Here is a 22,775-nt window from a genome sequence, read left to right as displayed (position 1 = left end):
ATGAGCGAGATTCGCCGGTTCTCGTCGCGCCGGCAGCGGCTTGACCGTGCGTTTCTCAGTCAGAAGCTGGCGGGAGCCCAATCCTATCGGCGCATCGCAGGCTATTTTCGCAGTTCGATCTTCGAACTCGTAGGCGAGGAGATCGCGTCGATTCCGCTAGTGCAGGTGGTCTGCAATAGCGAACTGGATGCAGCCGACATTCTGATCTCGAAGCACGCGCGCGAGACCGCGCTCAAGGAGCGCTGGAACGAGGCGCCGGCCGAGGTGGAGGCGCTGTTGCATCGCGAGCGCTACCGAAAGCTGCACGAGCTGCTGACCAGCGGACGAGTCGAGATTCGCGTCGTGCCAAAGGACAGGGTGTTTGTGCACGGCAAGGCAGGCGTGATCGAGGGTGCTGACGGAGCTAAGACCTGCTTCCTGGGCTCGATCAACGAGACGCGGAGCGCGTTCGCAAAGAACTATGAGATTTTGTGGGAAGACACGTCGTCCGAAGGCGTGGCTTGGGTCGAAGAGGAATTTGCGGCGCTGTGGGCAGACGCCTACCCCTTGCCCGATGCGATCATCGAAGAAGTCAAACGCATAGCGGATCGCGTGGAGATCCGTTTCGCCGATGCCAAGCCGGAGGACGTGCCGGCAGCGGCGCTGGCCGAAAGCCCCATTTATCGTGGCGGTGAGCAATTGCAGCCGTGGCAGCGATCATTCGTCACGATGTTCCTGCAGCACCGGGAGACATACGGTCGTGCCCGCCTGCTGCTGGCCGACGAGGTGGGCGTTGGCAAGACGCTGTCGCTCGCGGCCAGCGCCATGATTTCGGTCTTGCTGGGCGATGGTCCGGTGCTGATCCTGTGCCCGTCCACGCTGACCATGCAGTGGCAAGTGGAGCTGATCGACAAGCTCGGTATTCCGAGTGCCGTGTGGTCGTCCACCAAGAAGGTGTGGTTGGACTCGAATGGGCATGAGATCCGCACTCGTGGGCCGGAAGATGTCGCCAGGTGCCCGGCGCAGATTGCCATTGTTTCCACCGGGCTGATCTTCCATGACTCCGAAGAGCGCCAGCACCTGCTGACGCGCAAGTTCGGCACCGTGGTGCTCGACGAGGCACACAAGGCGCGCCGACGCGGCGGTATGGGCAAGCAGAAGGACGAGCCCAACAACCTGCTCGAATTCATGCTGCGCATCGGCTCGCGGACCAAGAATCTGCTGCTCGGTACCGCGACTCCGATTCAGACGGAGGTCCACGAGCTATGGGACTTGCTACGCATCCTGGGCACGGGTGCAGACTTCGTGTTGGGGCGCCCGCCCTTTGCGCGCTGGTTCGATTGGCAGCGGTCGCTGCCAATCGTCAAGGGCACTGAGGTTCCGACCGAGGACCGCGATGCGTGGGAATGGTTGCGCAACCCGCTGCCGCCGGCCAGCGAGGACGCTCTGTTCGCGACACTGCGCCTGCAATTGGGCCTGCCTGACCAGGCATTTTTCACCGATCGCGGGTTCGGCTCGCTCGGGTTTCTGGAGCAGCAAGCCATCTCGCAGGCGCTGGCGCCGGGCTTCCTGCGAGAACACAACCCTATCGTTCGGCACACGGTGTTGCGGCGGCGCGTGACCTTGGAGAACGCCGGCCTTCTGCAGCGTGTTGCTGTTTCCATCCATCCGGATCCCGAAGGTCAGCGGGATGCATATGCCGGCGTTGGATTTGAAGGCTTGGGGTTAATGACCAACCTGCCGTTCGATCTGGCTTACCGCGCGGCTGAAGATTTCACTGCTTCTCTCAAAAGACAGGGAAACAAAGCGGCTGGCTTCATGAAGACGCTGCTCCTTCAGCGCATTTGCTCGAGCTTCGCGTCCGGTCGATCAACCGCTGAGAAGATGCTGCGCCGTGAAGCTCTGGAAGAGGAGGAGCAGGCCAGCACTATTGCTGACGTCGTCGATGCACTGACGGCGGAAGACGCGGGCTACCTGCGCACGATCGTTCAGGAGTTGTCACGCCCGGAGGCGCGTGACCCCAAGACAACAGCGGTGAGGCACTTCCTGACCGAATTCAGAACTGACGGCCGGACCTGGCTCGAACACGGCTGCATTGTCTTCAGCCAGTACTACGACACCGTGCGTTCGCTCGCCGGTGAACTGGCTGGTGCGCTGCCCGGGGAGCCGGTCGCAATCTACGCCGGTGCTGGCAAGAGCGGCATTTACCGGGGCAACGATTTTGCCTCGGTGGAGCGTGATGACATCAAGGCAGCGGTGAAACGACGAGAGATTCGATTGCTGATTGCTACCGACGCGGCCTGCGAGGGGCTGAATCTGCAGACGCTCGGGACTCTGATCAACGTCGATTTACCATGGAACCCGGCCCGACTTGAGCAGCGTCTCGGACGTATCAAGCGGTTCGGCCAGGTACGTCAGACCGTCGACATGCTCAACCTCGTTTACCACGGCACCCAGGACGAACAGGTCTATGCCGTCATCTCCCGGCGGATGAAAGATCGCTACGACATCTTCGGGAGCTTGCCGGACACGATCGAGGACGATTGGATCGAGAACGTGGAAGATCTCGAGAAACGGATGGATGAGTACGTCCACCTCCGCGACCAAGCTCACAACGCCTTCGAGCTTCGCTACCACGAAACGATCGATCCCGACAGAGATCGGTGGGAGCTTTGCTCTCGCGTGCTGTCGCGGAGAGACATCGTGGACAGGTTGTCTGCGCCATGGTGAACGCGAGCGGCGCGGTCCATACCCTTCCTGGCAGTGGGGACGCTTAGCGATGGCCGCCCCACGCCCGACGCGCCTGTTCCACATTACGGCCATCGCCAATTTGCCGGCAATTTGCGTCGCCGGAGCGTTGCTGTCCAAGAACAGCGGCGCGGTGGCGGGCATCAACTACCAGAACATCGCCCACGCCGGTGCGCAGGGCGCCAGGGCTGCGCGCGCGGTGCCGGATCCGCCGGGTGGGTCGGTTCACGACTTCGTGCCGTTCTACTTCGCGCCGAGGTCGCCGATGCTGTACGCGATAAACGGCGGACGAGTTGCCGGATGCCCTTGGCGGCAAGCGGACATCGTGCATTTTGAAACGACGGTGCAGCGGGTGGTCGGCTTGGGCCGCCCGTTTGTGTTCTACGATCGCAACGCTACGCTTGCCTTCAGCACACCATTCACGGACTTGGCCCAGCTGGACACGGCGGTCGCATGGGATCTGTTGACCGAAGCGCCGCAGCTCGATGGCTTCTGCCAATACTGGCAGAGCCGGGCGGCGGAGCCACGATATGCCGATCGCATGGAGCGCCGCCAGGCCGAGTTTCTGGTGAAGACGAGCGCGCCGCTGGCATGTATGACGAGGCTTGGTGTGATTGATTCAACTCGCCAGGCTCAGGTACGGCTTATGCTTGCCCAAGCCAGCGTAGCTTTGAGGGTAGACGTCATGCCTAGCTGGTATTTCTGAGGTGGTGACACATCATGATTAAACTGACCCAAGGAGATCTGCTGAAGCAGGACGACGTCGACGCAATCGTCAATACGGTGAACCGCGTTGGCGTTATGGGCAAGGGTATCGCCCTGCAGTTCAAGAACAAATGGCCGGCCAACTTCGCCCAGTACGTCGCGGCGTGCAAGGCGGGGGAAGTGCGACCCGGTCGGATGTTTGTTCATGACTCCGGCGGCTTGGTCAAACCAAACTACATCATCAACTTCCCAACCAAGGATCATTGGCGTGGGGCGTCGAAGATCGAGTTCATTCGCGATGGCCTGGTTGACTTGGTCGCACAGGTTCAACGCCTGGGGATACACTCAATCGCCATTCCACCACTTGGTTGCGGAAACGGCGGGCTTGACTGGGCCGATGTTCGCCCGCTCATCGAAACCGCGTTCGCGCCACTGACCGGGGTGGAAGTTCGCCTGTTCGAGCCTGGCGGCGCACCCCCCCCTAAGACAATGGAAGTTCGGACAAAGCCCCCCCGTATGACCTCGGGTCGGGCAGCTATTGTCAAAGTGCTCGACACGTACCGAGCGCTCAACTACGGGCTGTCCAAAATCGAAGTGCAGAAGCTGGCGTACTTTCTTCAGGAAGCTGGCGAACCGTTGAAGTTGCCTTTCGTAAAGCATCACTACGGCCCGTATTCCGACACCTTGCGTCACGCACTCAACACTATGGAAGGGCACTTCATCCGTGGTCTGGGTGATGGGGTGGTCGAGGCCGAGATTGAGCCGACGGAAAACGCGCTTGCGGAGGCTGAGGCCTTCATCGCACGGCAGGAGCATGCTGAGCTGGCAAAGCATGTAGCCAGGGTCGCGAGCCTGATAGACGGATTTCAATCATCGTATGGAATGGAGTTGCTCGCGTCGGTGCACTGGGTGGCGACGCATGAGCCAGGAACGCGGTCAGTTCAAGATGCTGTCGCGTCCATACATGCCTGGAACGCCCGCAAAAAGGCCCTTATGAAACCTGAGCATATAGCTTCCGCTTGGAATCGCCTTGACGCTGAAGGGTGGTTTCTGGCGCGCTGAAGTTCGATGTGTCAGCCCGAATCGTGTCGCCTGTCATTCGTTGAAGCGTTAAAAATCTCTCATTTCCAGCATCTTGAGCAATGCCCTTGGGCGCTATGGGCGTGGGGTTCTGAAGGCATTTTTGGCCGTTTTGGGCAACAACTGGGCAACAAGGCCCCCAGCGCCCTCTACGGCTGCCGTGACCTCCTCACTGGCTGATCAGGAGAGGGCACCACGAAGCTCAAATTCGGAAACATCGAACGGCGCCGCGACTGTTGCCCCAATTTGAATTTCGATCCCCGAATCCATGCAGCTCGCGTGATCGAGGCGCCACGGGGGTGGAAGCGCTTGCTCGCTTCGCGCTCAGGGGCGCAGAGTCGCGACACCGGTCATCGGGTTGCTCAATGTTACGTTCTCCAGTGCCTGGATGCGCCACTCGCCAGCGCTATGCGTCACCACCGCGAGGATCAAGGTGTCGACTTGATGCGGCCCGGCCGGATGAGCGGCACCAGCACTGAGCCGCGTCCAGAAATGCAGGATCGCGGCGTCGTCGGAGATCGGATCGACATCGGGCATGTCGATCGCAAGCGTCGAATCACGATAGATCGAAGCGTGGATGCCAGCGTGGCCGGCAACGATCTGATCAACCCCGCGCCAATAGGTCGCGAACCGACTCACGAACGTCGCGTCGGCATGAAACAACCGGCCGAAGGCTTCCATGTCGTGCGCGTTCCACGCTTGCTGAAATCGCCTGGTGATTCCTTCCGGTCCCGTGCTCTGATTCATTGCGATTCTCACCTGCCCGCCGGCAAGTGTAGTGCTCTGTCATTTCCAAACCCAATTTTTGTTGCAGAGGAAGTGACCACCGGCGCTTCTCCTGCTCTCAGGCTGGGCCCTTCGCGGGCCGATGCACCGGGCTGAGCCTATACACAAGAGTCGTCGTGTATGATCGAAAACAAGGCCGGTCGTCCCGCATAGTCACTGCGTGGCCCCTCTGACCTGCCGACGATCGTCGGTAACTCTCTCGGGTGAGCCTATCAGCGACCTCATTCAGCTGGCCGCGCTGCTGATGCAGACCTCCCAGGAGATCATGCTCCGGTGGCGTACTCAGATACGCGCGCTGCCGTCCGCCCGGCATCTCGATGTTCCAACGCTCAACGACCATATTCCGGGCCTGCTCGGCGAACTCGCCGACGCCCTGAAGGCAGGCAGTCACGAGAGCATTCCGGAAGCCTTGGGCAGTTCCAGCCCCATGGCCCATGGGCTGCAGCGGGTGCAGGACGACTTCGACATCGAGGAAGTCGTGGCCGAATATAACGTGCTTCGCGGCTGCGTTCATGATCTGGCGGTGGAGCACGGGATCACGCTGCAAGGCAGGCCGTTCCATATCATCAACCGGGTTTTCGATCGTGCCATCGGCCTGGCCCTGCAGACGTACGCAAGCCAGCGTGCGCTGGAGGTGCGACGTCGGCGGGAAGACTATCTCGCCTTCGTCGCGCACGATCTTCGCACCCCGCTCAACGCCATTGCGCTGGTGGGACGCGTCCTGGAGAAAACCGTACCGGAACTCGACACCAGCGGCAGAACCGCCCAGATGCTGAAAGCCCTGCGCCGCAGCGTGCTGCAGCTGGAAAGCCTGGTCAGCAAGGTGCTGGACGAGAACAGCAACCTGCAGGCCGAAAACGGGCTCTGCCTGGAGCGGCGCGGGTTCGATTTATGGCCGTTCGTCGAAGCCCTGATCCAGGATCTGAACCCGCTCGCGGGAACCGGCAGCACCTCGTTGATCAACCGCGTTCCGGAAGACCTGGTCGTCTGGGCGGATGCCAATCTGCTGCGCCGGATATTGCAGAACCTGATTGCCAACGCGATCCGCTATACGCCGCGCGGCAGCATCATCGTTGATGCCGCACTCGACAGCGACGGAGTCGTCGAATGTTCGGTTGCCGACAATGGCATCGGCATTCCGCAGGCCGCGATCGAGCGGGTTTTCGACAAGGGCGAGACCGATGCGCTGAGCCCCAGCGGCATGGGCCTGGGCCTGGCCATCGTGAAAACCTTTACCGAAGCTCATGGCGGAACCGTATCGGTCGAAAGCACCGAAGGATCGGGCTCGATCTTTCGTTTCACGCTCCCCGCCAAGCCGGGCGTTATCGCCTGAGGGCGGCGCTACGCGGCGTCATGAAAGATGATGCCGACGGTATGCCGATGTCCGCTGTGCAGGCGGCTGACGCCGTGCCGCATGTTGACCCGATAAGTGCCCTTTGCTCCCTGCTGCGGACGATGGTGAGCCGCAAAAACCACCGCGTCGCCCTGTTTCAGCTGCACGACTTCGGGACGCGTCTGCATGCGCGGCCGCTGTTCGGTGAGAACAAACTCCCCGCCCGAGAAATCATGGCCCGGCTGCGATAGCAGAATCGCCACCTGCAGCGGAAATACATGCTCGCCGTACAGATCCTGATGCAGGCAATTGTAGTCGCCCGCGCCATATTGAAGGATCAGCGGAGTGGAACGTTTCTGGCCGGCTTCGTGGCACCGCTGCAGAAAGGCGGCATGCTCGCCGGGGAACCGCAGCGCGATCCCCATGGCCTGGTTCCAACGGTTCGCGATCGGCGCCAGGCGCGGATACAGCGCCGTGCGCAGATCGGCGATGGCACACGGTAGTGGATAGCGGAAGTACTTGTATTCGCCTTTGCCGAAGCCGTGCCGCGCCATCACGACGGTGCTTCGGAACCGCTCCGGCTGGGCATACAGATCTTTCAGTGATCCGCACTCGGATGCGCTGAGCAGCTGCGGCAGGACGGCCGCGCCGCGCTCGCTCAGCTCGCGATCGATCCCGGTCCAGTCGAAGCTCTGCAAGCGAGCGGATGCATCGCCCACCGATTCGGATGCTTTCATCTTTCGTAACTATTCGTGGAGAGCCAAGGTCGGCACATTCTCGGCATGGCCTGGCCCTGCCACACTCCGACTCTTGCTTTTCAATTCACGGCGCCATGCCATGACCGGGCACCCCAGGTTCGCAAGCAGGCTGCTAGGCTGCGTCGATACTCGCGGGGGAGAGCACCATGGCCGTACCGAACTATCGCAGCTACGTCTTCGCCTTGATCGTGATCTACGTGATGCTCTGGGCCTGGCTCGCCATCGCCCCGTACGATCGTCACGACTGGCTGCTCGAGAACGTGCTGGTGCTGCTGTTCGGCGTCGGCATGATCGCCTCGCATCGGCATTTCATCTTCTCGCGCATCTCGTACACGCTGATCTTCCTGTTCATGTGCCTGCATGCGGTCGGCAGTCACTACACCTATGCGGAGGTGCCATACGAATCCGCCTGGCACTCGCTGACCGGTCATAGCTTCAACGCCATGCTCGGCTGGGAGCGCAATAACTTCGACCGGCTCGTGCACTTCAGCTACGGGCTGCTATTGGCTTATCCGCTGCGCGAAATCTTTCTTCGCGTCGCCGATGCGCGCGGCTTCTGGGGTTATTTCCTGCCGCTGGATTTCACCTTGTCGACGTCCGCTCTGTACGAACTCGTGGAATGGGGCGCGGCCGAATACTTTGGCGGGGACCTCGGCGTGGCTTACCTGGGCACGCAGGGCGATATCTGGGACGCGCAGAAAGACATGGCCTGCGCCGGAACCGGCGCCTTGATCGCGATGCTGATCACGGCGGCACTGAACCTGTGGCTGCAACGCGACTTCGCTCGCGACTGGAGTGACAGCCTGCGCGTCAAGGATGCTCGTCCCTACGGCGAGAACGAGATTGCGCGCATGGTCGGCGAGAGGCAGCAGCAGCGTACATCGACCGACAGAACCTGAAGAAACCTCATTCCGGCGAAGGCGGGAATGAGGACCGTTGACGAGCTTCAGCTTTGGTCCGACTGAATCCATTGGGTGACTTGCGGCGCCTCGTAGGCGCGGAGTTTGGCCAGCAGCGTTGCCGGATCGCGGGCGATCAACAACATGTCGCGGTTCACTGGCTTGATGAACTGCCGGTCTACGACGCTATCCAGGAACGAGATCAGGCCGTCGTAAAAACCATCGACATTCAACAGTGAACAGGGCTTGGCATGATGCCCGAGCTGCGCCCAGGTCCAGACTTCGAAAATCTCTTCAAAAGTGCCGATGCCGCCCGGCATTGCGATGAAGCCATCCGCCAGTTCGGCCATCAGGGCCTTGCGCTCGTGCATCGATTGAACGATGCGCAGCTCGGTAAGACCGGCATGCCCGATTTCTCTATGGGCCAGCGCTTGGGGCAGCACGCCGATGACCTTGCCGCCCGCGGCGAGAGCGGCATCCGCAAGCTCGCCCATCAGGCCGACAGAGGAGCCGCCATAGACCACGGCTATCCCCGCCTCGGCCAGCACCTGCCCTAAAGCCCGCGCAGTCTCTGCATAGAGTGGATCGCTGCCGCGGCTCGATCCGCAGAACACGCACAGCCGCCGTATCGGATCCACTTCAGCACCACTCCCGGTTGAATCTCGCTATGCACTTCATGCTATCGCCTCGCCGCTGCAGCCGCCGGCAACGGAACCGGAACCGGAATTGGAATTGGTGCAGCCAGTACCGGCTCCACGACCGGGAGGGTCCGCACCGTCAGCCGGTCCAGAAACTGCTGGATCATGTCCGGCAGCGACCAGAGTTCGCTGCCGTCGACGAACGTGTGCTGCCGCAACTGCATCTGATGATTCCGCAGCGAGGCGAGCGTTCGGGTCTGCGGGCTCGCGCAGATCAGCTGGCTCGTCGGGATCGGGCCGGCGGCGCGATCGTCGAACGTGCCCACCAGCTGCGCGCCGTTCCAGACCTGGCCCTTGAACGGAACCTTCGATCGAACCGCATGAACCACCGTGTAGGCGATGCGGATATCGTCGCCGCAGGCCAGGAACCGGTAGCGGATCTCGGCTCGGTCCGGCTCGGGGCTGAATACGACATAGGTCAGCCGAGTCAGCGCCGCACGGATTTCAGCGGGCCGGATCATCGATGCCTTCTTTGGCAAGGGGCGTTCCGCCGCACCCGGCGGCGCGCGGGTCACGACCAGGTCGCGGGTCTTGCAGCTGCCGGCCGTGGCGAGCGCGCAGTACTTCTTGTAGCCGCGACGATCATAGAGCGTGATGGCACCGGTCAGCAGGCCGTCGGCGCCCAGCGTCCCGAGCGTTTTGCCGTCGCGGTCCCACAGCGTCAGCGGCCCCGGCTTGCACTCGCCTTCGTCACCGACCAGGCAATCCTTGATCTGGCCACCGGGAAAGATCCATCGGCCAGTTCCGATCCATTTCGAGTCGTAGCCGAACGCGCGCTGTGTCCCATGCAGGATTTCCTTGGACGCCAGCTGCACGACGGACTCACCGTCGCAGTCGCCGGCCTTGTTGACCCGGCAATCCAGGCGCTTGCCGTCCGGGTAGAAAGTGCTGGTCACACCGAGATATTCCTCGGCCCCGTCGACGACGCGCAGCGACTCGACCCGGCGCTTGCCGTACGGGAAGTAAGTGGTCAACTCGCCTTCGCAGCGGCCACTGGGTGCATAGGTGCAGACACTGCGCACACCGAGCCGGTCGTAGTAGGTCACCGGGCCCAGCCAGACAACCTGATCCTTGCCGGGCGGCAGGCCGCGATTGCCGACGGTCCTTTCCCTGCCGTCGGTCAGCGTCGTGGGGCCGATGCAGTCGCCGCCCGGCAGCTGTTGCTTGCACCACCAGCGCTCGGCCGCCGCGGCGTCGGCAGCATGCAGAAGCAAAACCGCCAGCACGAGTTGCGCGATTCTGATCGGCAGCGAAGACGAACCCGGGTCGTGAGGTGTGCCTTGGCCTTGCATGGCGTCGAGGCTAAAGCCTGCCGATCCGGGCCGCGCGCCGCTGCAACCGAACGCGGCGTCTGGTCGGACGAATGGGGATTGTTCAGCTCTCCGGCTGTCTCGGCGCGCTCCACTGCTTGCCAGCCTCGGTGGCTTCCCAGGCAGCGACGCCGAGCTTCTCCACCAGGCCCAGCTTCTCCAACGTCGCCATGGTGGCCGTCGTACACACCGGGTTTCCGTTGACCTCCACGCGCGTGCCGCCGGCAACGTAGGCCTTCCAGCCCTTGTTCAGCCAGTTCATGACAACGGCTTGCGTCGGGCTCAGTTTTTTTGCCACCAGAATCTCCGTGCTGGTTCTGTTGAACAGCAAACCATGGCGGCCGCAGCCACTGCAAGTGACCGCTAGCGAACCATCGTAAAGCGCGACACCGCACCGACGCCGCATATCGGTATCGCTAGGGTGGGGAGTCAGCCCAAGCCCGCACCTGACCCGGCATACAGATCAGCCGCGCAGTAGCGGACGACAGCAGAAAATTCCTGCTGTAAAGGGCGTCACGGACAGTCAACCGACTGCTGCCGATCGACAGAGAATCACCATTCTCAGTGGAGAAACGACATGCTTATGCAATCACGCAAGTTGATATTCGCGACCGCCGTCGCGCTGGCTTCGATCAGCGGCGCCGCCAATGCCCAGGTCACAGCACCGGTCGCACCGGCAACCTCGGTAGCGCCGGCGGTTCCGATCGCGCCGACCACGGCGCCTACGACAACCGTCTCACCCACCAACGCGCCCACCACCACGGTGTCGCCTACAGTATCGCCCACGGTGACAGTGCCGCCGCTGCCGGCCAAGCCCAAGCCGCTGCCGGTCCAGAAGTAACGCAGGCCGCGTCTTATCACGCGCGGGTCGTGGTCACCATGACCCGCTATGCCGGATATCCTGTAGGCCGCCTCTCAGCCTGCAGGATATCCGAAGTACCGTGAGCGGGAACAACACAGGACCTCTGCTGACCTCGGCGGTACACGATGCCTTGCACGCGGCGCGCACAGCCGGTGTTGCCGTTGTCGAATGCTCACTCGACCTGGAGCGTTCCGCTACCACGGTCGAAGTCGGCACTTCGGGCTGGGCCTGGAACGGCCAGCGCTTTCCGTTCCTGGACGCGTGCAAGGACCGAACCGTCTACTACTGGGCCGGCGAGCGTTTTGAGCCGGTGGCGCGGTTCACCACTTCGCTGATCAAGCTGGTGCCGACATCCTGGGGGCCGCCGACTTTCGAGATCGACGGCATCAAGATGCTGCCGACGGCGCAGGTGTCGCCTTATGCGGACGCCGAACGCAAGGTCGGCCTGATCCAGCCGCGCGGCAAGCGCATCCTCGACACTTGCGGCGGACTCGGCTACTTCGCCGCCTGGTGTCTGCGCGGCCAGGCCGTGCAGGTGAACTCTTACGAAAAAAACCCGGATGTGATCTGGCTGCGCAGCCTCAATCCCTGGTCGCCTGATCACACCGGCGCGCAGCAGGGCGCGAGCGCACTGGCGCTGAGCCACGGCGACATCGCCGAACAGATCACGGCACTGCCGGGCGAGTCGGTGGACGCGATCCTGCACGACCCGCCGCGTTTCGGCATCGCCGGCGAGTTGTACTCGCAGGCGTTCTACGGCCAGCTGGCACGCGTCATCAAGCCGCGCGGCCGGCTGTTCCACTACACCGGCGCGCCGAACAAGCTGACCAGCCGGCGCGACGTGCCGCAGGAAGTCGCCACGCGCCTGCAACGCGCCGGGTTCACGACCGAGTTCAACGGCGACGGCGTGCTGGCGATCCGGGCAGCGCGGAAGTAGGTCGGCAATCCTTTGCCGACGTGAGGCCTCAATGCGCAAGGTAAGGCTCACGTCGGCAAAGGATTGCCGACCTACGGCATTGGCGCGGGCGTGTTCGAGTGCACCCCGGTCACGGTGGCCGTGACCCCGTCATCGGCGCAATACTGCGCGCCCATTTCCAGCCCGGTTGCACCATGCCCCGTCACATCCTCGAAGAAGCGCGCATTCACCCGGCGATCCGCGACCTGATTTCGCAGCACCAGCGCGATATCGTCGACGAGGTGGAGCGTGCGGTCGCGCAGCACGACATCGTCGTCGTCGGCATGAAGCAGAACCCCGCGCCCAAGCAAGCCAGGAAGCTGCTGCAGGCCTCCGGCCTGCCGTTCCACTACCTGGAATACGGCAGCTACTTCAACAACTGGCGGCGGCGCAATGCGCTGAAGCTGTGGACCGGCTGGCCGACCTTCCCGATGGTCTTCATCAAGGGCAGCCTGATCGGCGGCGCCGATGATCTGGCCAAGCTGCTGGCCAGCGGCGGCGTCGCGAGTCTGCTGAAAAACTGAGGCCGCACGCCGCGCTCAGAATGCGCGATCGAGCCGCCGCGACTCCTTGGGGCCGCGGAACACCAGCGGCTTCTCGATCATGCCCGGCTTGCCGGCCGCGGCGATCGCCTCGAGCACGCGATGATGTTCGGGTGACTTGTCGCAGACCGGGTCGGCCGCGGCGGGGTCCTGCGCCAGCATGTAGGCCTGGCAGCGGCAGCCGCCGTGATCGTTTTCCTTCTCCGGGCAGCTGCGGCAGGGATCCTTCATCCAGCTGTCGCCGCGGTAGCGGTTGAAGCCTTCCGACTCGTACCAGATCTCGCGCAGGCCGTGCTCGCGCACGCTGGGGAAGGCCAGGCCGGGCAGCATGCGCGCGGTATGGCAGGGCAGCGCGAGGCCGTCGGCAGTGATGGTCATGAACACGTTGCCCCAGCCGTTCATGCATTTTTTCGGCCGCGTCTCGTAGTAGTCCGGCACCACGAACAGCAGTCTCATTTTGTTGCCGAGTTTTTCGCGCCACTGCTGCGTCACCGCCTCGGCCTGACGCAATTGCTCGCGGGTCGGCAGCAACTGCGCGCGGTTGATTTGCGCCCAGGCGTAGAACTGCACGTTGGCCAGCTCCAGGTAATCCGCATCCAGCTCGACCGCGAGTTCGATGATGCGCTCGACGTGGTCGATGTTGAGCCGGTGGATCACGCAGTTCATCACCATCGGATAGCCCTGCCCCTTGATCAGCTGCGCCGCGCGGCGCTTCAGATCGAAGGTGCGGGTCGACGACAGGAAGTCGTTGACCTCGCGCGTCGAGTCCTGGAACGACAGCTGGATATGATCGAGCCCGGCCGCCTTCAGGCGCTTGATGCGCGACTCGTCCAGGCCGATGCCCGAGGTGATCAGATTGCTGTAGTAGCCGAGACGACGCGCCTCGGCGACCAGCACTTCCAGATCCTGGCGCATCAGCGGCTCGCCGCCGGAGAAGCCGCATTGCACGGCGCCGAGTTCGCGGCCTTCGCGCAGCACGCGCAGCCAGTCTTCGGTGGACAGCTCGTCCTCGTACCGCGCGAAATCCACCGGGTTGTAGCAGAACGCGCAGTGCAGCGGGCAGCGGTAGGTCAGCTCGGCCAGCAGCCAGAACGGCGGACCCGGTTTTTGCGGCGCGCTCACAGGCGCGCTCACAGGCCTTCTATCCAGCGCTGCGCGGTCGCCAGCTGCAGAAACGCGAGCACGTCCTGCTGCAGATCCTCGACCTCGAAGGCCTGCTCGAGCTCGGCGACGATCGCCGTCACGTCGCGCTCGCCGTCGCAGCGCTTCAGGATTTCTCCGGCGCTGGCATTGAGCTGGACCATGCCCTCGGGATACAGCAGCACGTGCGCGTCCTGCGCCGGCTCCCACTGCAGCCGCAGGCCGCGGGCGATGCGCGGCCGCGCGTCGAGCAGCAATGCGGCGTCGATCGCCGCGCTCACGATTGCACACCGTAGGCCTGCGCCAGCGCATCGTTCATCGCCCACAGGATGTCGAGCTTGAACTTCAGGATTTCCAATGCGCGCTGCCGCGCCTGTGGACCTTGAAAATACTCCAGCGTCACGCGCAGCCCGTGGTCGACATCGCGCCGTGCCTCGCTGAGCCGCTTGCGGAAATACTGCAACCCGTCGAGATCGATCCACGGATAATGCTGCGGCCAGTTGGCGAGCCGCTCCTTGTGAATGTTGGGCGCGAACAGCTCGGTCAGCGAGGAGCACATCGCCTCCTGCCAGGGCGCGCGCCGCGCGAAGTTCACGTAAGCGTCGACGGCGAAGCGCACCGCCGGCAGCACATGGCGCAGGTCTTCAAGCTCGTCGCGGCGCAGGCCGACTGCCAGCGCCAGACGCGTCCAGGCCTCGATGCCACCTTCGTCGTCGCCGTAGCCATCGTGATCGAGGATGCGCTGGATCCATTCGCGGCGCATCTGCCGGTCCGGGCAGTTGGCGAGAATCGCGGCGTCCTTGATCGGGATCGAGATCTGGTAGTAGTAGCGGTTCGCGACCCAGCCGCGGATCTGCGCCGGCGTTGCGCGGCCCTCGTTGAGCATGCGGTTGAATGGATGGTGGATGTGGTAAGCGCTGCCCTGCGAGCGCAGCTGCGCTTCCAGATCCGCCGCGGTGTCCATCGCTATCGCGACGCTGCTGTTCATAGCTCGATGTCCATGCCGTCCCAGGCGACTTCGACACCGGCCGCGCGCAGCTGCGCGAACTCGGCACTGTCTTCGTCGAGGATGGGATTGGTGTTGTTGATGTGGATCAGGATGCGCCGCGTTCTCGAAGGCAGCTCGGCCAGCCACTCGACCATGCCGCCCGCGCCGGTCTGCGGCAGGTGGCCCATGTCGCGCGCGGTTTTCTTCGACGCGCCGAGCGCCACCAGCTCGTCGTCACGCCAGCAGGTGCCGTCGATCAGCACCACGTCGGCGCTGCGCATCGCCTCCCAGACCGGCGGCTCGATCTCGCCCAGGCCCGGTGCGTAGAACAGCCGGCGGCCGCTGTCGCGGCTCTGCACCAGCAGGCCGATGTTGTCGCCAGGCACCGGCCGGTCGCGATGCGGCGAATACGGCGGCGCGTTGCTGCGCAGCGGGATCGCGGTGAACTGCAGGCCCGGCATCGGCGCGATATCGAAAGGCCGTGCGTCCAGCGGGATCTCATGCCGGTCGATGCCGCAGTAATGCTTGAGCAGATCCAGGATCGGATTGCCGCGCGTCAGATCCTCAAAGACCGGCGTCGTGCACCACAGCGCTAGAGGCTGGCGATGCTCGCGCAGCATGTACAGGCCGGTGCTGTGGTCGATCTGCGCGTCGATCAGCAGCAGCGCCGCGATCGCGGTATCGCGCAGCGCCCGTGCCGGCTGCAGCGCCGGGAAATCCTGCAGCTGCTGCAGGATGTCGGGCGAGGCATTGCACAGCAGCCAGCGCGCGCCGTCGTCGCTGAGCGCGATCGACGACTGCGTGCGCCGGCGCGCCTTGAGCGTGCCACGGCGCAGGCCGTCGCAATTGCGGCAGTTGCAGTTCCATTGAGGAAAGCCACCACCGGCGGCCGAGCCCAGCACGTGGACGCGCATACGCCTCTGCCTCCGATCTGCGGCCGTCATGGCCGGCTATTGTTTTAGGGAAACGCTGCGCAGATCCGCAATCGCGGTCAAGGACCGCTGCTACAGGCCTCACGCACCGGTGATACGCAACTGTAGGAGCGGTCCTTGACCGCGATTGAGACTTCAAGGCCTGCGCAGACCCTTCTTTGGGGGTTCAGCTCTACAACCAAAAACGGCCGGCGACAAAGCGCCGGCGGCCGTTCACATCGCTCAACGCTTGCCGCTCAACGGTTGGCAATGTACATCGTGATTTCGAAACCGAACCGCAGGTCGCGAGCGGCGGGGGTTTCCCATTTCATCTTCATCAGTCTTGCCTCCAGGTTTTTCAAGGGACGGAAGCGGCGCCTTGAGCAGCGACCGCCAACCGAGTCTGCGGGGCAGGGCCGTGCCGGCGCGTCGCGATCCCCATGAGTTGTCGCTCACGATTTTCTGTAGTTTGCCGCGGGCCGCGACGGCCCCCTCCCCCGGCCGCCGCGCTTGGGCTTAGCATGCGCAGCCATGACCGACTGCCACCGCCCAGCCCAGCGAGCCCAGACCCGCGCATCCGAGACGGCGGCGCGGGCATGAGCCTGCGGCTACGGATCAACCTGATGATCGCGGCGCTGATGCTCGCCTTCATCACGGCGATGCTGATTACCCAGGTCATCAGCACCCGTCGCAGCGTCAAGGAAGAAGTCGCCGCCAGCAACACCGTCGCCAGCCGGCTGTTCAGCGCCTTCATCGCCACCGCGCCGATCCCGACCACCGACGAGCGCCGCATGCAGGCCTTCCTCGAGCAGCTCGGGCGGCTGCGCTCCACCGAGCTGAGCTTCAGCGCCAATGACGGCCGGGTGCTGTATCACTCGCCGTCGTCGACCTACAAGGCCGGCCGTGACGCGCCACAGTGGTTCGCGCAGCTGGTCGGGCCGCGCCGCATGCAGGAGCGCTTCGCGATCGGCGGCGGCAGCCTGCTGATCGAGTCCAATGCCTCGCGGGCGATCCTCGACGGCTGGGACGACACCGTGCGCCTGCTGCTGATCGGCCTCGCCAGCCTGGTGCTGGTGCAACCCTCGGTGCTGTGGCTGGTCGGCCGCGCGACCCGGCCGCTGCGCCAGATCCTGCTCGGCCTGCAGAGCATGGAGCGCGGCGCCTACCACACGCGCCTGCCACCGCTGCCCAGCGCCGAATCCGCCGCGATCGGCCAGGCCTTCAACCGCATGGCGCATTCGATCGAAGACAATCTGTACGCGCGGCGCGACGCCGCCGAGGCGCAAAGCCATCTGCGGCAGAGTCGCGAGATCGCGCAGCAGGTCGAGCAGCGCATGGAGGACGAGCGCCGCCAGATCGCGCGCGAGCTGCACGACCAGACCAGCCAGAGCGTCACCGCGATCCGCAGCCTGGCCATGAGTCTGGTGCGCCGCGCCGGCGACGAGCAGGGCGCGCTGATCGCCAAGGCGATCGCCGACGCCGCGAGCCAGCTGCATGCGGAAGTACATGAGCTGATCCCGCGGCTGCGGCCGCTGGCGCTGGACAATCTGGGCCTCGCCGACGCGCTGCAGAATCAGGTCGACGAGTGGCGCGCGCAGCAGCCGCAGATCGCGTTCACGCTGCAGGCCGGGCCGCTGCCCGAGGTGATCCATCCCGGCGTGACGCTGGCTGCTTTCCGCGTGCTGCAGGAGGCCTGCACCAACGCGCTGCGCCACGCGCAGGCCCGGCACATCGCGCTGAGCCTGCAGGCCGACGACGTGAGCCTGAATCTGCAGGTACTCGACGACGGCGTCGGCATCCCTGGCGACTGGCAGCAGCGGCGTGATCGCGGCTTCGGCATTCGCGGCATGATCGAGCGCGTGCAAACCCTGGGCGGCGAACTGCTGATCGAGGCCGGCAAGCCCGGCGGCACGGTCCTGCGCGCGCGGCTGCCGCTGGAGCCTCTGCGATGAAGCCGCGCCTGCGCGTGATCCTGGTCGACGACCATGCGATGGTGCGCATGGGCTTCCGCATGCTGCTGTCGAGCACCAGCGACATCGAGATCGTCGGCGAGGCCGACAGCGGCGAGAGCGGCTACCAGCTGTATGCCGAGCTGCTGCCCGACGTCGTCGTGATGGACCTGTCGATGCCCGGCATGGGCGGCATCGAGGCGCTGCGCCGGCTCACCTCGCGCTATCCCGAGGGCCGCGTACTGGCGCTGTCCGCGCACGAGGACACCGCGCATCCGCGGCGCGCGCTGAAGGCCGGCGCGCTGGGCTACGTGTCCAAGCGCGGTGCGCCCGAAGAGCTGATCGACGCGGTGCGCAGCGTCGCCGCCGGCCGCATTTATCTGGGCGCCGACCTGGCGCGCAAGCTCGCCGTGCAGGACCTGCATGGCGGCGCGAGCCCGGTGGAGCAGCTGTCGGAGCGTGAATTCGCGGTGTTCCTGCAGCTCGCGCATGGGCAGTCGGTCGCGCAGATCGCCGAGACCCTGCATCTGTCGGCCAATACCATCGGCACGCACCTGTACAACATCAAGCAGAAACTCGGCGTCGGCAACCAGGCCGAGCTGACCCTGATCGCGGTCCGCAACGGCCTGCTGGACGTCTGATGGCCGCCGCGCCGTGCACGCGCTTCGAGCTGGCCAATGGCCTGCGCGTGCTGCTGCACCAGGACCACAGCGCGCCGCTGGTCGCGGTCCATGTCGCCTACCTCGTCGGCGCCGCCGACGAAGCGGATGGCGTCCACGGCATGGCGCATCTGTACGAACACCTGATGTACGGCGGCAGCGCGAATCTGCCGGGTGCGCATCTGACGCAGCTGTCCGCGGCCGGCGCACACGATCTGAACGGCCGCACCGCGCTCGACAGCACGCACTATTTCCAGACCGTGCATCGCGAGGCGCTGGAGTTTGCGCTGTTCGCCGAATCCGAGCGCATGGCGCAGCTGTTCACCAGCGACAGCGCGCAAACGCTGGAACTGCAGCGCAAAGTGGTGCTGAACGAACTGCGCCAGCACCGCGAACGATCCGACGGCCGCGCGCAGGAGCTGCTCGCGGCGATGACGTATCCGATCGCGCATCCGTATCGTCACGGCATCATCGGCAGCGAAGCCGGCCTGAACCGCATCACGCTCGACGAGGCACGCGAATTCGGCCGCCGCTACTACCATCCCGGCAATGCACTGCTGGCGCTGGCGGGCGACATCGACGCGCAGCAGGCGCGGCAGCTGTGCGAACGCTACTTCGGCGCGCTGCCGGCGGGCGCGCGCCAGCCGCGGCCGGCTGCGCCACCGATCGCGGCCGCTGCGCAGCGGCGAGTGGTCGCTGCGCCCGTGCCGGCTTTCGCGCTGCATCGCGTCTGGAACCTGCCAGCGCCAGCATCACGGCTCGTCGAGCAACAGCATTGGCTTCTGACCCGATTGATCGAGACGCGATTGAACGCGAGCAGCTCGGCGCTCGCGGCCGCCAAGCCCGAAGTGCATTACCGCTATGGACGCCTGGGCTCGCAACTGGAGCTGAGCTTCGGCTGTGCAGACGTCGCCGGCTTGCGTGCATCGATCGCACAGCTCGACGGCGAATGGCGCCGCCTGCTGGACGCAGGTTTCAGCAAAACCGAAATTCAAAGCGGACAGCTGAGCCTGGAGCAGAATCTGGCGCAGCGCTCGGACAGCCGCCAGGGCATCGCCGAGCAGCTGATCGAGCAGGAGTGCTTCGGAGCCGATGCAGCGGCAGAATCGATCGAGCCCGACGATCTGCAGACCCTTACCCGGCGCTGGCTGGTCGTTCGAGCTCACGGACTGCAACTCGAACCCGAGACGCGCACCGGCACGCCGGCACTACCGGCCCGGACACCACCTGCGATCAACACGCCGACGCAGCAGCCCGAACTGCCGCCGCTCGAGCACCATCGCCTGAACAACGGGCTGCCGCTGCTGATCGCGCGGCGGCGCGGCGCGGCCTTGCTGGCAGTGCGCCTGATTTTCCCCGGCGGCGGCACGCTCGAAACGCCGGAAAAAATGGGGCTCGCCCAGCTTTCCGCCGCGTTGCTGCAGGCGGCGCCGGAGCGGGCACTGAGCGACGCGATGACTGCGCTCGGCATCAACCTGATCGCGGAAGCGCAGCCGGACTGCCTGCGCTTCGCCTGGTCGGCGACGCAGCAGCACAGCCTGGCCGCGCTCGAGCTGCTCGGCAGCGCTTTGCAGCAATCCGCCGCGAGCCCCGATGCCTTCCTGCGCGCCCGCGATCGGCAGCTGGCGGCGATCAACCGCGACATCGGCCGCGCCGAGAGCGCCACCGCGCGCGTGCTGCCGGTTCTGCTGCTCGGCCCGGCTCAGGCCTGGATTGCAGCCGGGCTGCGCTCCAGCGTCGCCGCCCTCACGCTCGACGACCTTGCCGACTTTCATCGGCGCCAATACCGCGCATCCACCGCCGTCTGCCTGCTGGTCGGCGATCCGCCGCTGCATGGCAGCGCCGCACCCTCATCCCTGGACTTCGCACCGCCAGCTGCGGCGCAGTCCACGACGATCCGCAATCCGAGCTGTGTGGTCGACATACCGGGAGCCGCTCAGGCCCTGGTAACGGTGGCCTGGAACCTGCCGGCCTGCGACCGGCGGCAGCAGGCCGCGCTGTACCTGCTCGACGCACTGCTCGCTGGCCGCTTCTCGTCCCGGCTCAATCTGCGCTTGCGCGAAGACCTGGGCTGGACCTACGGCGTGCGCAGCCGACTCGGCGATGGAGCACGCGCGCGCCGCTACCAGATTCAGGTCTGGGTACCGCCGGAGCGCGCCAGCGATACGCGCGCCGAGATCCTGGGCGCCGCCGACACGCTGAGCCAGCGCGGCGTCGAGCCGCAGGCGCTCGAGCAGCTGCAACGCAGCGAAGTGTTGCGTCAGGCCGGCAGCGTCGAGCGCATCGATAGCCTGGCCGATGTTCTGGAATCGCGCCTGCGTCTCGGCCTGCTCGATCAGGCCGCGTCGGTTTGGTTTGAAGACCTCGCCGGCTTGCACGCCGACGATCTGCGAGCCTGCGCCGCGCGCTGCCTGCCGGCGGAATGCGCCGTGACCGTGATCGCCGGCGATGCCGCGAACCTGCAGAAACGCGGGCTGCATGGCGAGCTGATCGCCGCCGACGCCGAAGCGCTCTACCGCCGCTGAGGCATCAGCAGCGGCGCCAGCAGCATCGCCTACGACTGCAACGACTGCGCCGCGCCGAACGCCCGCGTGCGCTCAGCCGGCGCGGTGACATCGAGGCGCGGCCCTTCGAAGAATCGACGAATCCCGATCTATTTGGCGCCGTAGATCTGGTCGAAGATGCCGCCGTCGGCGAAGTGCCTGGCCTGGGCCTTGGTCCAGCCGCCGAAGTCGGCAATCGTGGCCAGCTCGATCTTGGGGAACTCGCCGGCGTACTGGGCCGCTACTTTTGCGTCGATCGGACGATAGAAGTTCTTGGCGATAATCTCCTGCGCTTCCGGCGTGTACAGAAAATCCAGATAAGCCTCGGCGACCTTGGTCGTGCCGTGCCTGGCGGCGACCTTGTCGACGATGGAAACCGGCGGCTCGGCCAGAATCGACAACGAGGGATTGACGATCTCAAACTTGTCGTTGCCGAATTCCTCGAGCGACAGGTAGGCCTCGTTTTCCCAGGCGATCAGCACGTCGCCGATACCGCGCTGCACGAACGTTGTCGTGGACCCGCGGGCGCCGCTGTCGAGTACCGGCACGTTCTTGTACAGCGCCCCCAGAAAGGCCTTGGCCTTGGTCTCGTCGCCGCCGTTCTTCTTCAGCGCATACGCATAGGCCGCCAGGTAGTTCCAGCGTGCGCCGCCCGAGGTCTTCGGGTTGGGCGTTATCACGCTGATGCCGGGCTTGATCAGGTCGTCCCAGTCCTTGACCTTCTTCGGGTTGCCCTTGCGCACCAACAACACGATCGTCGACTTGTAAGGCGCACTGTTGTTGGCCAGGCGCTGCTGCCAGCCAGCCGGAAGCAGCCCGGCCTTCTCCGAGATCACATCGATATCGGCTGCCAGCGCCAGCGTGACCACATCGGCTTCCAGGCCGTCGATGACCGCGCGGGCCTGTTTGCCCGAGCCGCCGTGCGACTGGCTGATCGTCACGATGTCGCCGGTCTTGGCCTTCCACTCCGCTGCAAAGGCAGTGTTGACCGCCTTGTACAGTTCGCGCGTCGGATCGTACGAGACGTTCAGCAACTCGATGTTGGCAGCAAAACTGGCGAGCGGCAGCGCCAGCGCAGCGATGACGATTCCCAGGCGCGCCAGACGCGATCGCCCGAAACCCAATTTGAAAGACATGAAGGTTATTCTCCGAATGAGACTTGATGAGGACGCGACACGCAAACGCGCCGAAATGAGCCGCTCTGGTCTGCTATCGAGCCGCTTAGCGCTGGCGACTTGCGGCCACGGCTGCCGATGCGGCTTTGGGCTCGACCGCCGCGATCCTGGTCAGCGTGCCGCCTTCTTCTTCGTAGTTCTCGACCCCGACGGAGCCAGCGACCTTGTAGCCTTTGCTCGCCAACAGGTCCGCGGCGGCACCCGCGCGACCGGCGTGATTGGAGACGGTGACGATGGTCCTGCCCTTGGGAATAAAGGCCAGCGACTTCTCCAGCTGGTCGGCCTGAATGCTCAGATAAGCCGGAAAACCGCCGATCCGCGTCAGCTCGTCAGGCCGGCGCACGTCGATGATCAGCAACTGCTCCGGCTTGGCCAGCAAGGGATCGAACTGAGCCCGCGACAGTTTTGGAGTTTTGTACTTCCACACCGGTGCTGCGGCGGACGGGGCCGCGCTGTCGGCGCTGAAAACCTGCGGAGCATAGGCCAGCGATATCGACAAGCACGAAACTATCAAGGACACGGACAACAGAGTTTTTGTACGCTTCATTTTTAAAATGGCTCCCATTCAATGGACTTCATACTGGGTGTTGCACTGCTCGGTTCCGGTGGCGACGCTGCATCGCGTGATCACTAGTCCACTGAATCACTGAAATCGACGGTGCTGTCCACCCGATGCGGGCGCGCTGCTGCGTTGCAAATGCTCGCGATACCTACGGGTATCGCTGCGCTTTGCGCCTTGCATCGCGTCCCGCCTC

General features: G+C 64.5%; 23 protein-coding genes. 11 read left to right on the top strand and 12 right to left on the bottom strand.

Features of this window, described 5'->3' with window-relative positions; genetic code table 11:
* From JWQ90_RS23200 to JWQ90_RS23190, 3 genes are read left to right on the top strand one after another with little or no spacing between them, the layout of a single operon-like run.
* The gene (locus JWQ90_RS23200) at positions 1-2,709 is read left to right on the top strand and encodes a phospholipase D-like domain-containing anti-phage protein (protein WP_299697375.1); all 2,709 of its coding nucleotides are present in this window, start codon (positions 1-3) and stop codon (positions 2,707-2,709) included.
* 49 nt (positions 2,710-2,758) lie between these two features.
* Positions 2,759-3,433 (top strand): DUF4433 domain-containing protein, encoded by a 675-nt coding sequence (locus JWQ90_RS23195; protein WP_299697374.1) that lies wholly within the window; start codon positions 2,759-2,761, stop codon positions 3,431-3,433.
* A gap of 14 nt (positions 3,434-3,447) precedes the next feature.
* The gene (locus JWQ90_RS23190; RefSeq protein WP_299697373.1) at positions 3,448-4,494 is read left to right on the top strand and encodes a macro domain-containing protein; all 1,047 of its coding nucleotides are present in this window, start codon (positions 3,448-3,450) and stop codon (positions 4,492-4,494) included.
* A gap of 342 nt (positions 4,495-4,836) precedes the next feature.
* Here the strand turns inward: JWQ90_RS23190 and JWQ90_RS23185 are convergent, their stop codons facing one another.
* Positions 4,837-5,259: an SgcJ/EcaC family oxidoreductase gene (locus JWQ90_RS23185; protein ID WP_299697372.1), complete on the bottom strand. Its 423-nt coding sequence runs from the start codon at positions 5,257-5,259 to the stop codon at positions 4,837-4,839.
* Positions 5,260-5,458: 199 nt separating this feature from the next.
* Between JWQ90_RS23185 and JWQ90_RS23180 the strand changes: the two genes are divergently transcribed.
* The gene (locus tag JWQ90_RS23180; RefSeq protein WP_299697371.1) at positions 5,459-6,631 is read left to right on the top strand and encodes a HAMP domain-containing sensor histidine kinase; all 1,173 of its coding nucleotides are present in this window, start codon (positions 5,459-5,461) and stop codon (positions 6,629-6,631) included.
* An 8-nt stretch (positions 6,632-6,639) separates the two neighbouring features.
* On the opposite strand, the gene JWQ90_RS23175 is transcribed toward JWQ90_RS23180, so the two are convergent.
* Complete coding sequence (locus JWQ90_RS23175) at positions 6,640-7,368, bottom strand: 2OG-Fe(II) oxygenase (protein WP_299697370.1); 729 nt, start codon at positions 7,366-7,368, stop codon at positions 6,640-6,642.
* Positions 7,369-7,535: 167 nt separating this feature from the next.
* On the opposite strand from JWQ90_RS23175, the gene JWQ90_RS23170 reads away from it, so the two are divergent.
* Positions 7,536-8,288, top strand: a complete 753-nt coding sequence (locus JWQ90_RS23170) for a DUF2238 domain-containing protein (protein ID WP_299697369.1) — start codon at positions 7,536-7,538, stop codon at positions 8,286-8,288.
* A gap of 47 nt (positions 8,289-8,335) precedes the next feature.
* Here the strand turns inward: JWQ90_RS23170 and JWQ90_RS23165 are convergent, their stop codons facing one another.
* The 3 genes from JWQ90_RS23165 to JWQ90_RS23155 form a co-directional block, all read right to left on the bottom strand.
* Positions 8,336-8,902 (bottom strand): TIGR00730 family Rossman fold protein, encoded by a 567-nt coding sequence (locus JWQ90_RS23165; protein WP_299697368.1) that lies wholly within the window; start codon positions 8,900-8,902, stop codon positions 8,336-8,338.
* Between the two features lie 65 nt (positions 8,903-8,967).
* Positions 8,968-10,278 (bottom strand): hypothetical protein, encoded by a 1,311-nt coding sequence (locus tag JWQ90_RS23160; RefSeq protein WP_299697367.1) that lies wholly within the window; start codon positions 10,276-10,278, stop codon positions 8,968-8,970.
* Positions 10,279-10,360: 82 nt separating this feature from the next.
* Positions 10,361-10,594 carry a hypothetical protein gene (locus JWQ90_RS23155; RefSeq protein WP_299697366.1) on the bottom strand — a complete coding sequence of 78 codons (234 nt, stop codon included), beginning with the start codon at positions 10,592-10,594 and terminating at the stop codon, positions 10,361-10,363.
* A 279-nt stretch (positions 10,595-10,873) separates the two neighbouring features.
* On the opposite strand from JWQ90_RS23155, the gene JWQ90_RS23150 reads away from it, so the two are divergent.
* The 3 genes from JWQ90_RS23150 (at position 10,874) to JWQ90_RS23140 (ending at position 12,637) form a co-directional block, all read left to right on the top strand.
* Positions 10,874-11,137: a hypothetical protein gene (locus JWQ90_RS23150; RefSeq protein WP_299697365.1), complete on the top strand. Its 264-nt coding sequence runs from the start codon at positions 10,874-10,876 to the stop codon at positions 11,135-11,137.
* A 100-nt stretch (positions 11,138-11,237) separates the two neighbouring features.
* The gene (locus JWQ90_RS23145; RefSeq protein ID WP_299697364.1) at positions 11,238-12,095 is read left to right on the top strand and encodes an MnmC family methyltransferase; all 858 of its coding nucleotides are present in this window, start codon (positions 11,238-11,240) and stop codon (positions 12,093-12,095) included.
* A gap of 173 nt (positions 12,096-12,268) precedes the next feature.
* Positions 12,269-12,637: a glutaredoxin domain-containing protein gene (locus tag JWQ90_RS23140; protein WP_299697363.1), complete on the top strand. Its 369-nt coding sequence runs from the start codon at positions 12,269-12,271 to the stop codon at positions 12,635-12,637.
* A 15-nt stretch (positions 12,638-12,652) separates the two neighbouring features.
* On the opposite strand, the gene pqqE is transcribed toward JWQ90_RS23140, so the two are convergent.
* The 5 genes from pqqE to pqqA all read right to left on the bottom strand — a co-directional run bounded on the left by pqqE (position 12,653) and on the right by pqqA (position 16,026).
* Entirely contained in the window at positions 12,653-13,789 is a 1,137-nt protein-coding gene (gene pqqE, locus JWQ90_RS23135) for a pyrroloquinoline quinone biosynthesis protein PqqE (protein ID WP_299697362.1), read from the bottom strand.
* Positions 13,786-14,076 carry a pyrroloquinoline quinone biosynthesis peptide chaperone PqqD gene (pqqD, locus tag JWQ90_RS23130; protein WP_299697361.1) on the bottom strand — a complete coding sequence of 97 codons (291 nt, stop codon included), beginning with the start codon at positions 14,074-14,076 and terminating at the stop codon, positions 13,786-13,788. Before pqqD ends, pqqE begins: the two co-directional genes overlap by 4 nt.
* Complete coding sequence (gene pqqC / locus JWQ90_RS23125; protein ID WP_299697360.1) at positions 14,073-14,783, bottom strand: pyrroloquinoline-quinone synthase PqqC; 711 nt, start codon at positions 14,781-14,783, stop codon at positions 14,073-14,075. Before pqqC ends, pqqD begins: the two co-directional genes overlap by 4 nt.
* On the bottom strand, positions 14,780-15,697 hold the full coding sequence (pqqB, locus tag JWQ90_RS23120) for a pyrroloquinoline quinone biosynthesis protein PqqB (protein WP_299697359.1): 918 nt from the start codon (positions 15,695-15,697) through the stop codon (positions 14,780-14,782). Before pqqB ends, pqqC begins: the two co-directional genes overlap by 4 nt.
* Positions 15,698-15,951: 254 nt before the next feature.
* Positions 15,952-16,026, bottom strand: coding sequence for a pyrroloquinoline quinone precursor peptide PqqA (gene pqqA, locus JWQ90_RS23115; RefSeq protein ID WP_299697391.1), 75 nt, complete (start codon positions 16,024-16,026; stop codon positions 15,952-15,954).
* Between the two features lie 264 nt (positions 16,027-16,290).
* Between pqqA and JWQ90_RS23110 the strand changes: the two genes are divergently transcribed.
* Genes JWQ90_RS23110 through JWQ90_RS23100 form a run of 3 tightly spaced genes read left to right on the top strand, consistent with a single transcriptional unit; the run spans position 16,291 to position 20,827 of the window.
* Positions 16,291-17,646 (top strand): sensor histidine kinase, encoded by a 1,356-nt coding sequence (locus JWQ90_RS23110; RefSeq protein WP_299697358.1) that lies wholly within the window; start codon positions 16,291-16,293, stop codon positions 17,644-17,646.
* Positions 17,643-18,284 carry a response regulator transcription factor gene (locus JWQ90_RS23105; RefSeq protein ID WP_299697357.1) on the top strand — a complete coding sequence of 214 codons (642 nt, stop codon included), beginning with the start codon at positions 17,643-17,645 and terminating at the stop codon, positions 18,282-18,284. The genes JWQ90_RS23110 and JWQ90_RS23105 overlap by 4 nt, the downstream gene beginning before the upstream one ends.
* Positions 18,284-20,827 carry a M16 family metallopeptidase gene (locus JWQ90_RS23100; protein ID WP_299697356.1) on the top strand — a complete coding sequence of 848 codons (2,544 nt, stop codon included), beginning with the start codon at positions 18,284-18,286 and terminating at the stop codon, positions 20,825-20,827. Before JWQ90_RS23105 ends, JWQ90_RS23100 begins: the two co-directional genes overlap by 1 nt.
* 128 nt (positions 20,828-20,955) lie before the next feature.
* Here the strand turns inward: JWQ90_RS23100 and JWQ90_RS23095 are convergent, their stop codons facing one another.
* Positions 20,956-21,981: a sulfate ABC transporter substrate-binding protein gene (locus tag JWQ90_RS23095; protein WP_299697355.1), complete on the bottom strand. Its 1,026-nt coding sequence runs from the start codon at positions 21,979-21,981 to the stop codon at positions 20,956-20,958.
* An 85-nt stretch (positions 21,982-22,066) separates the two neighbouring features.
* Positions 22,067-22,567 carry a rhodanese-like domain-containing protein gene (locus tag JWQ90_RS23090; RefSeq protein ID WP_299697354.1) on the bottom strand — a complete coding sequence of 167 codons (501 nt, stop codon included), beginning with the start codon at positions 22,565-22,567 and terminating at the stop codon, positions 22,067-22,069.
* Between the last annotated feature and the right edge of the window lie 208 nt (positions 22,568-22,775).

Origin of the sequence: Hydrocarboniphaga sp. (genome assembly GCF_028291725.1) — a bacterium.
GTDB lineage: Bacteria > Pseudomonadota > Gammaproteobacteria > Nevskiales > Nevskiaceae > Hydrocarboniphaga.
Note: the sequence above shows the minus strand (reverse complement) of the source record. Positions and strands in the feature narration are given on the sequence as shown.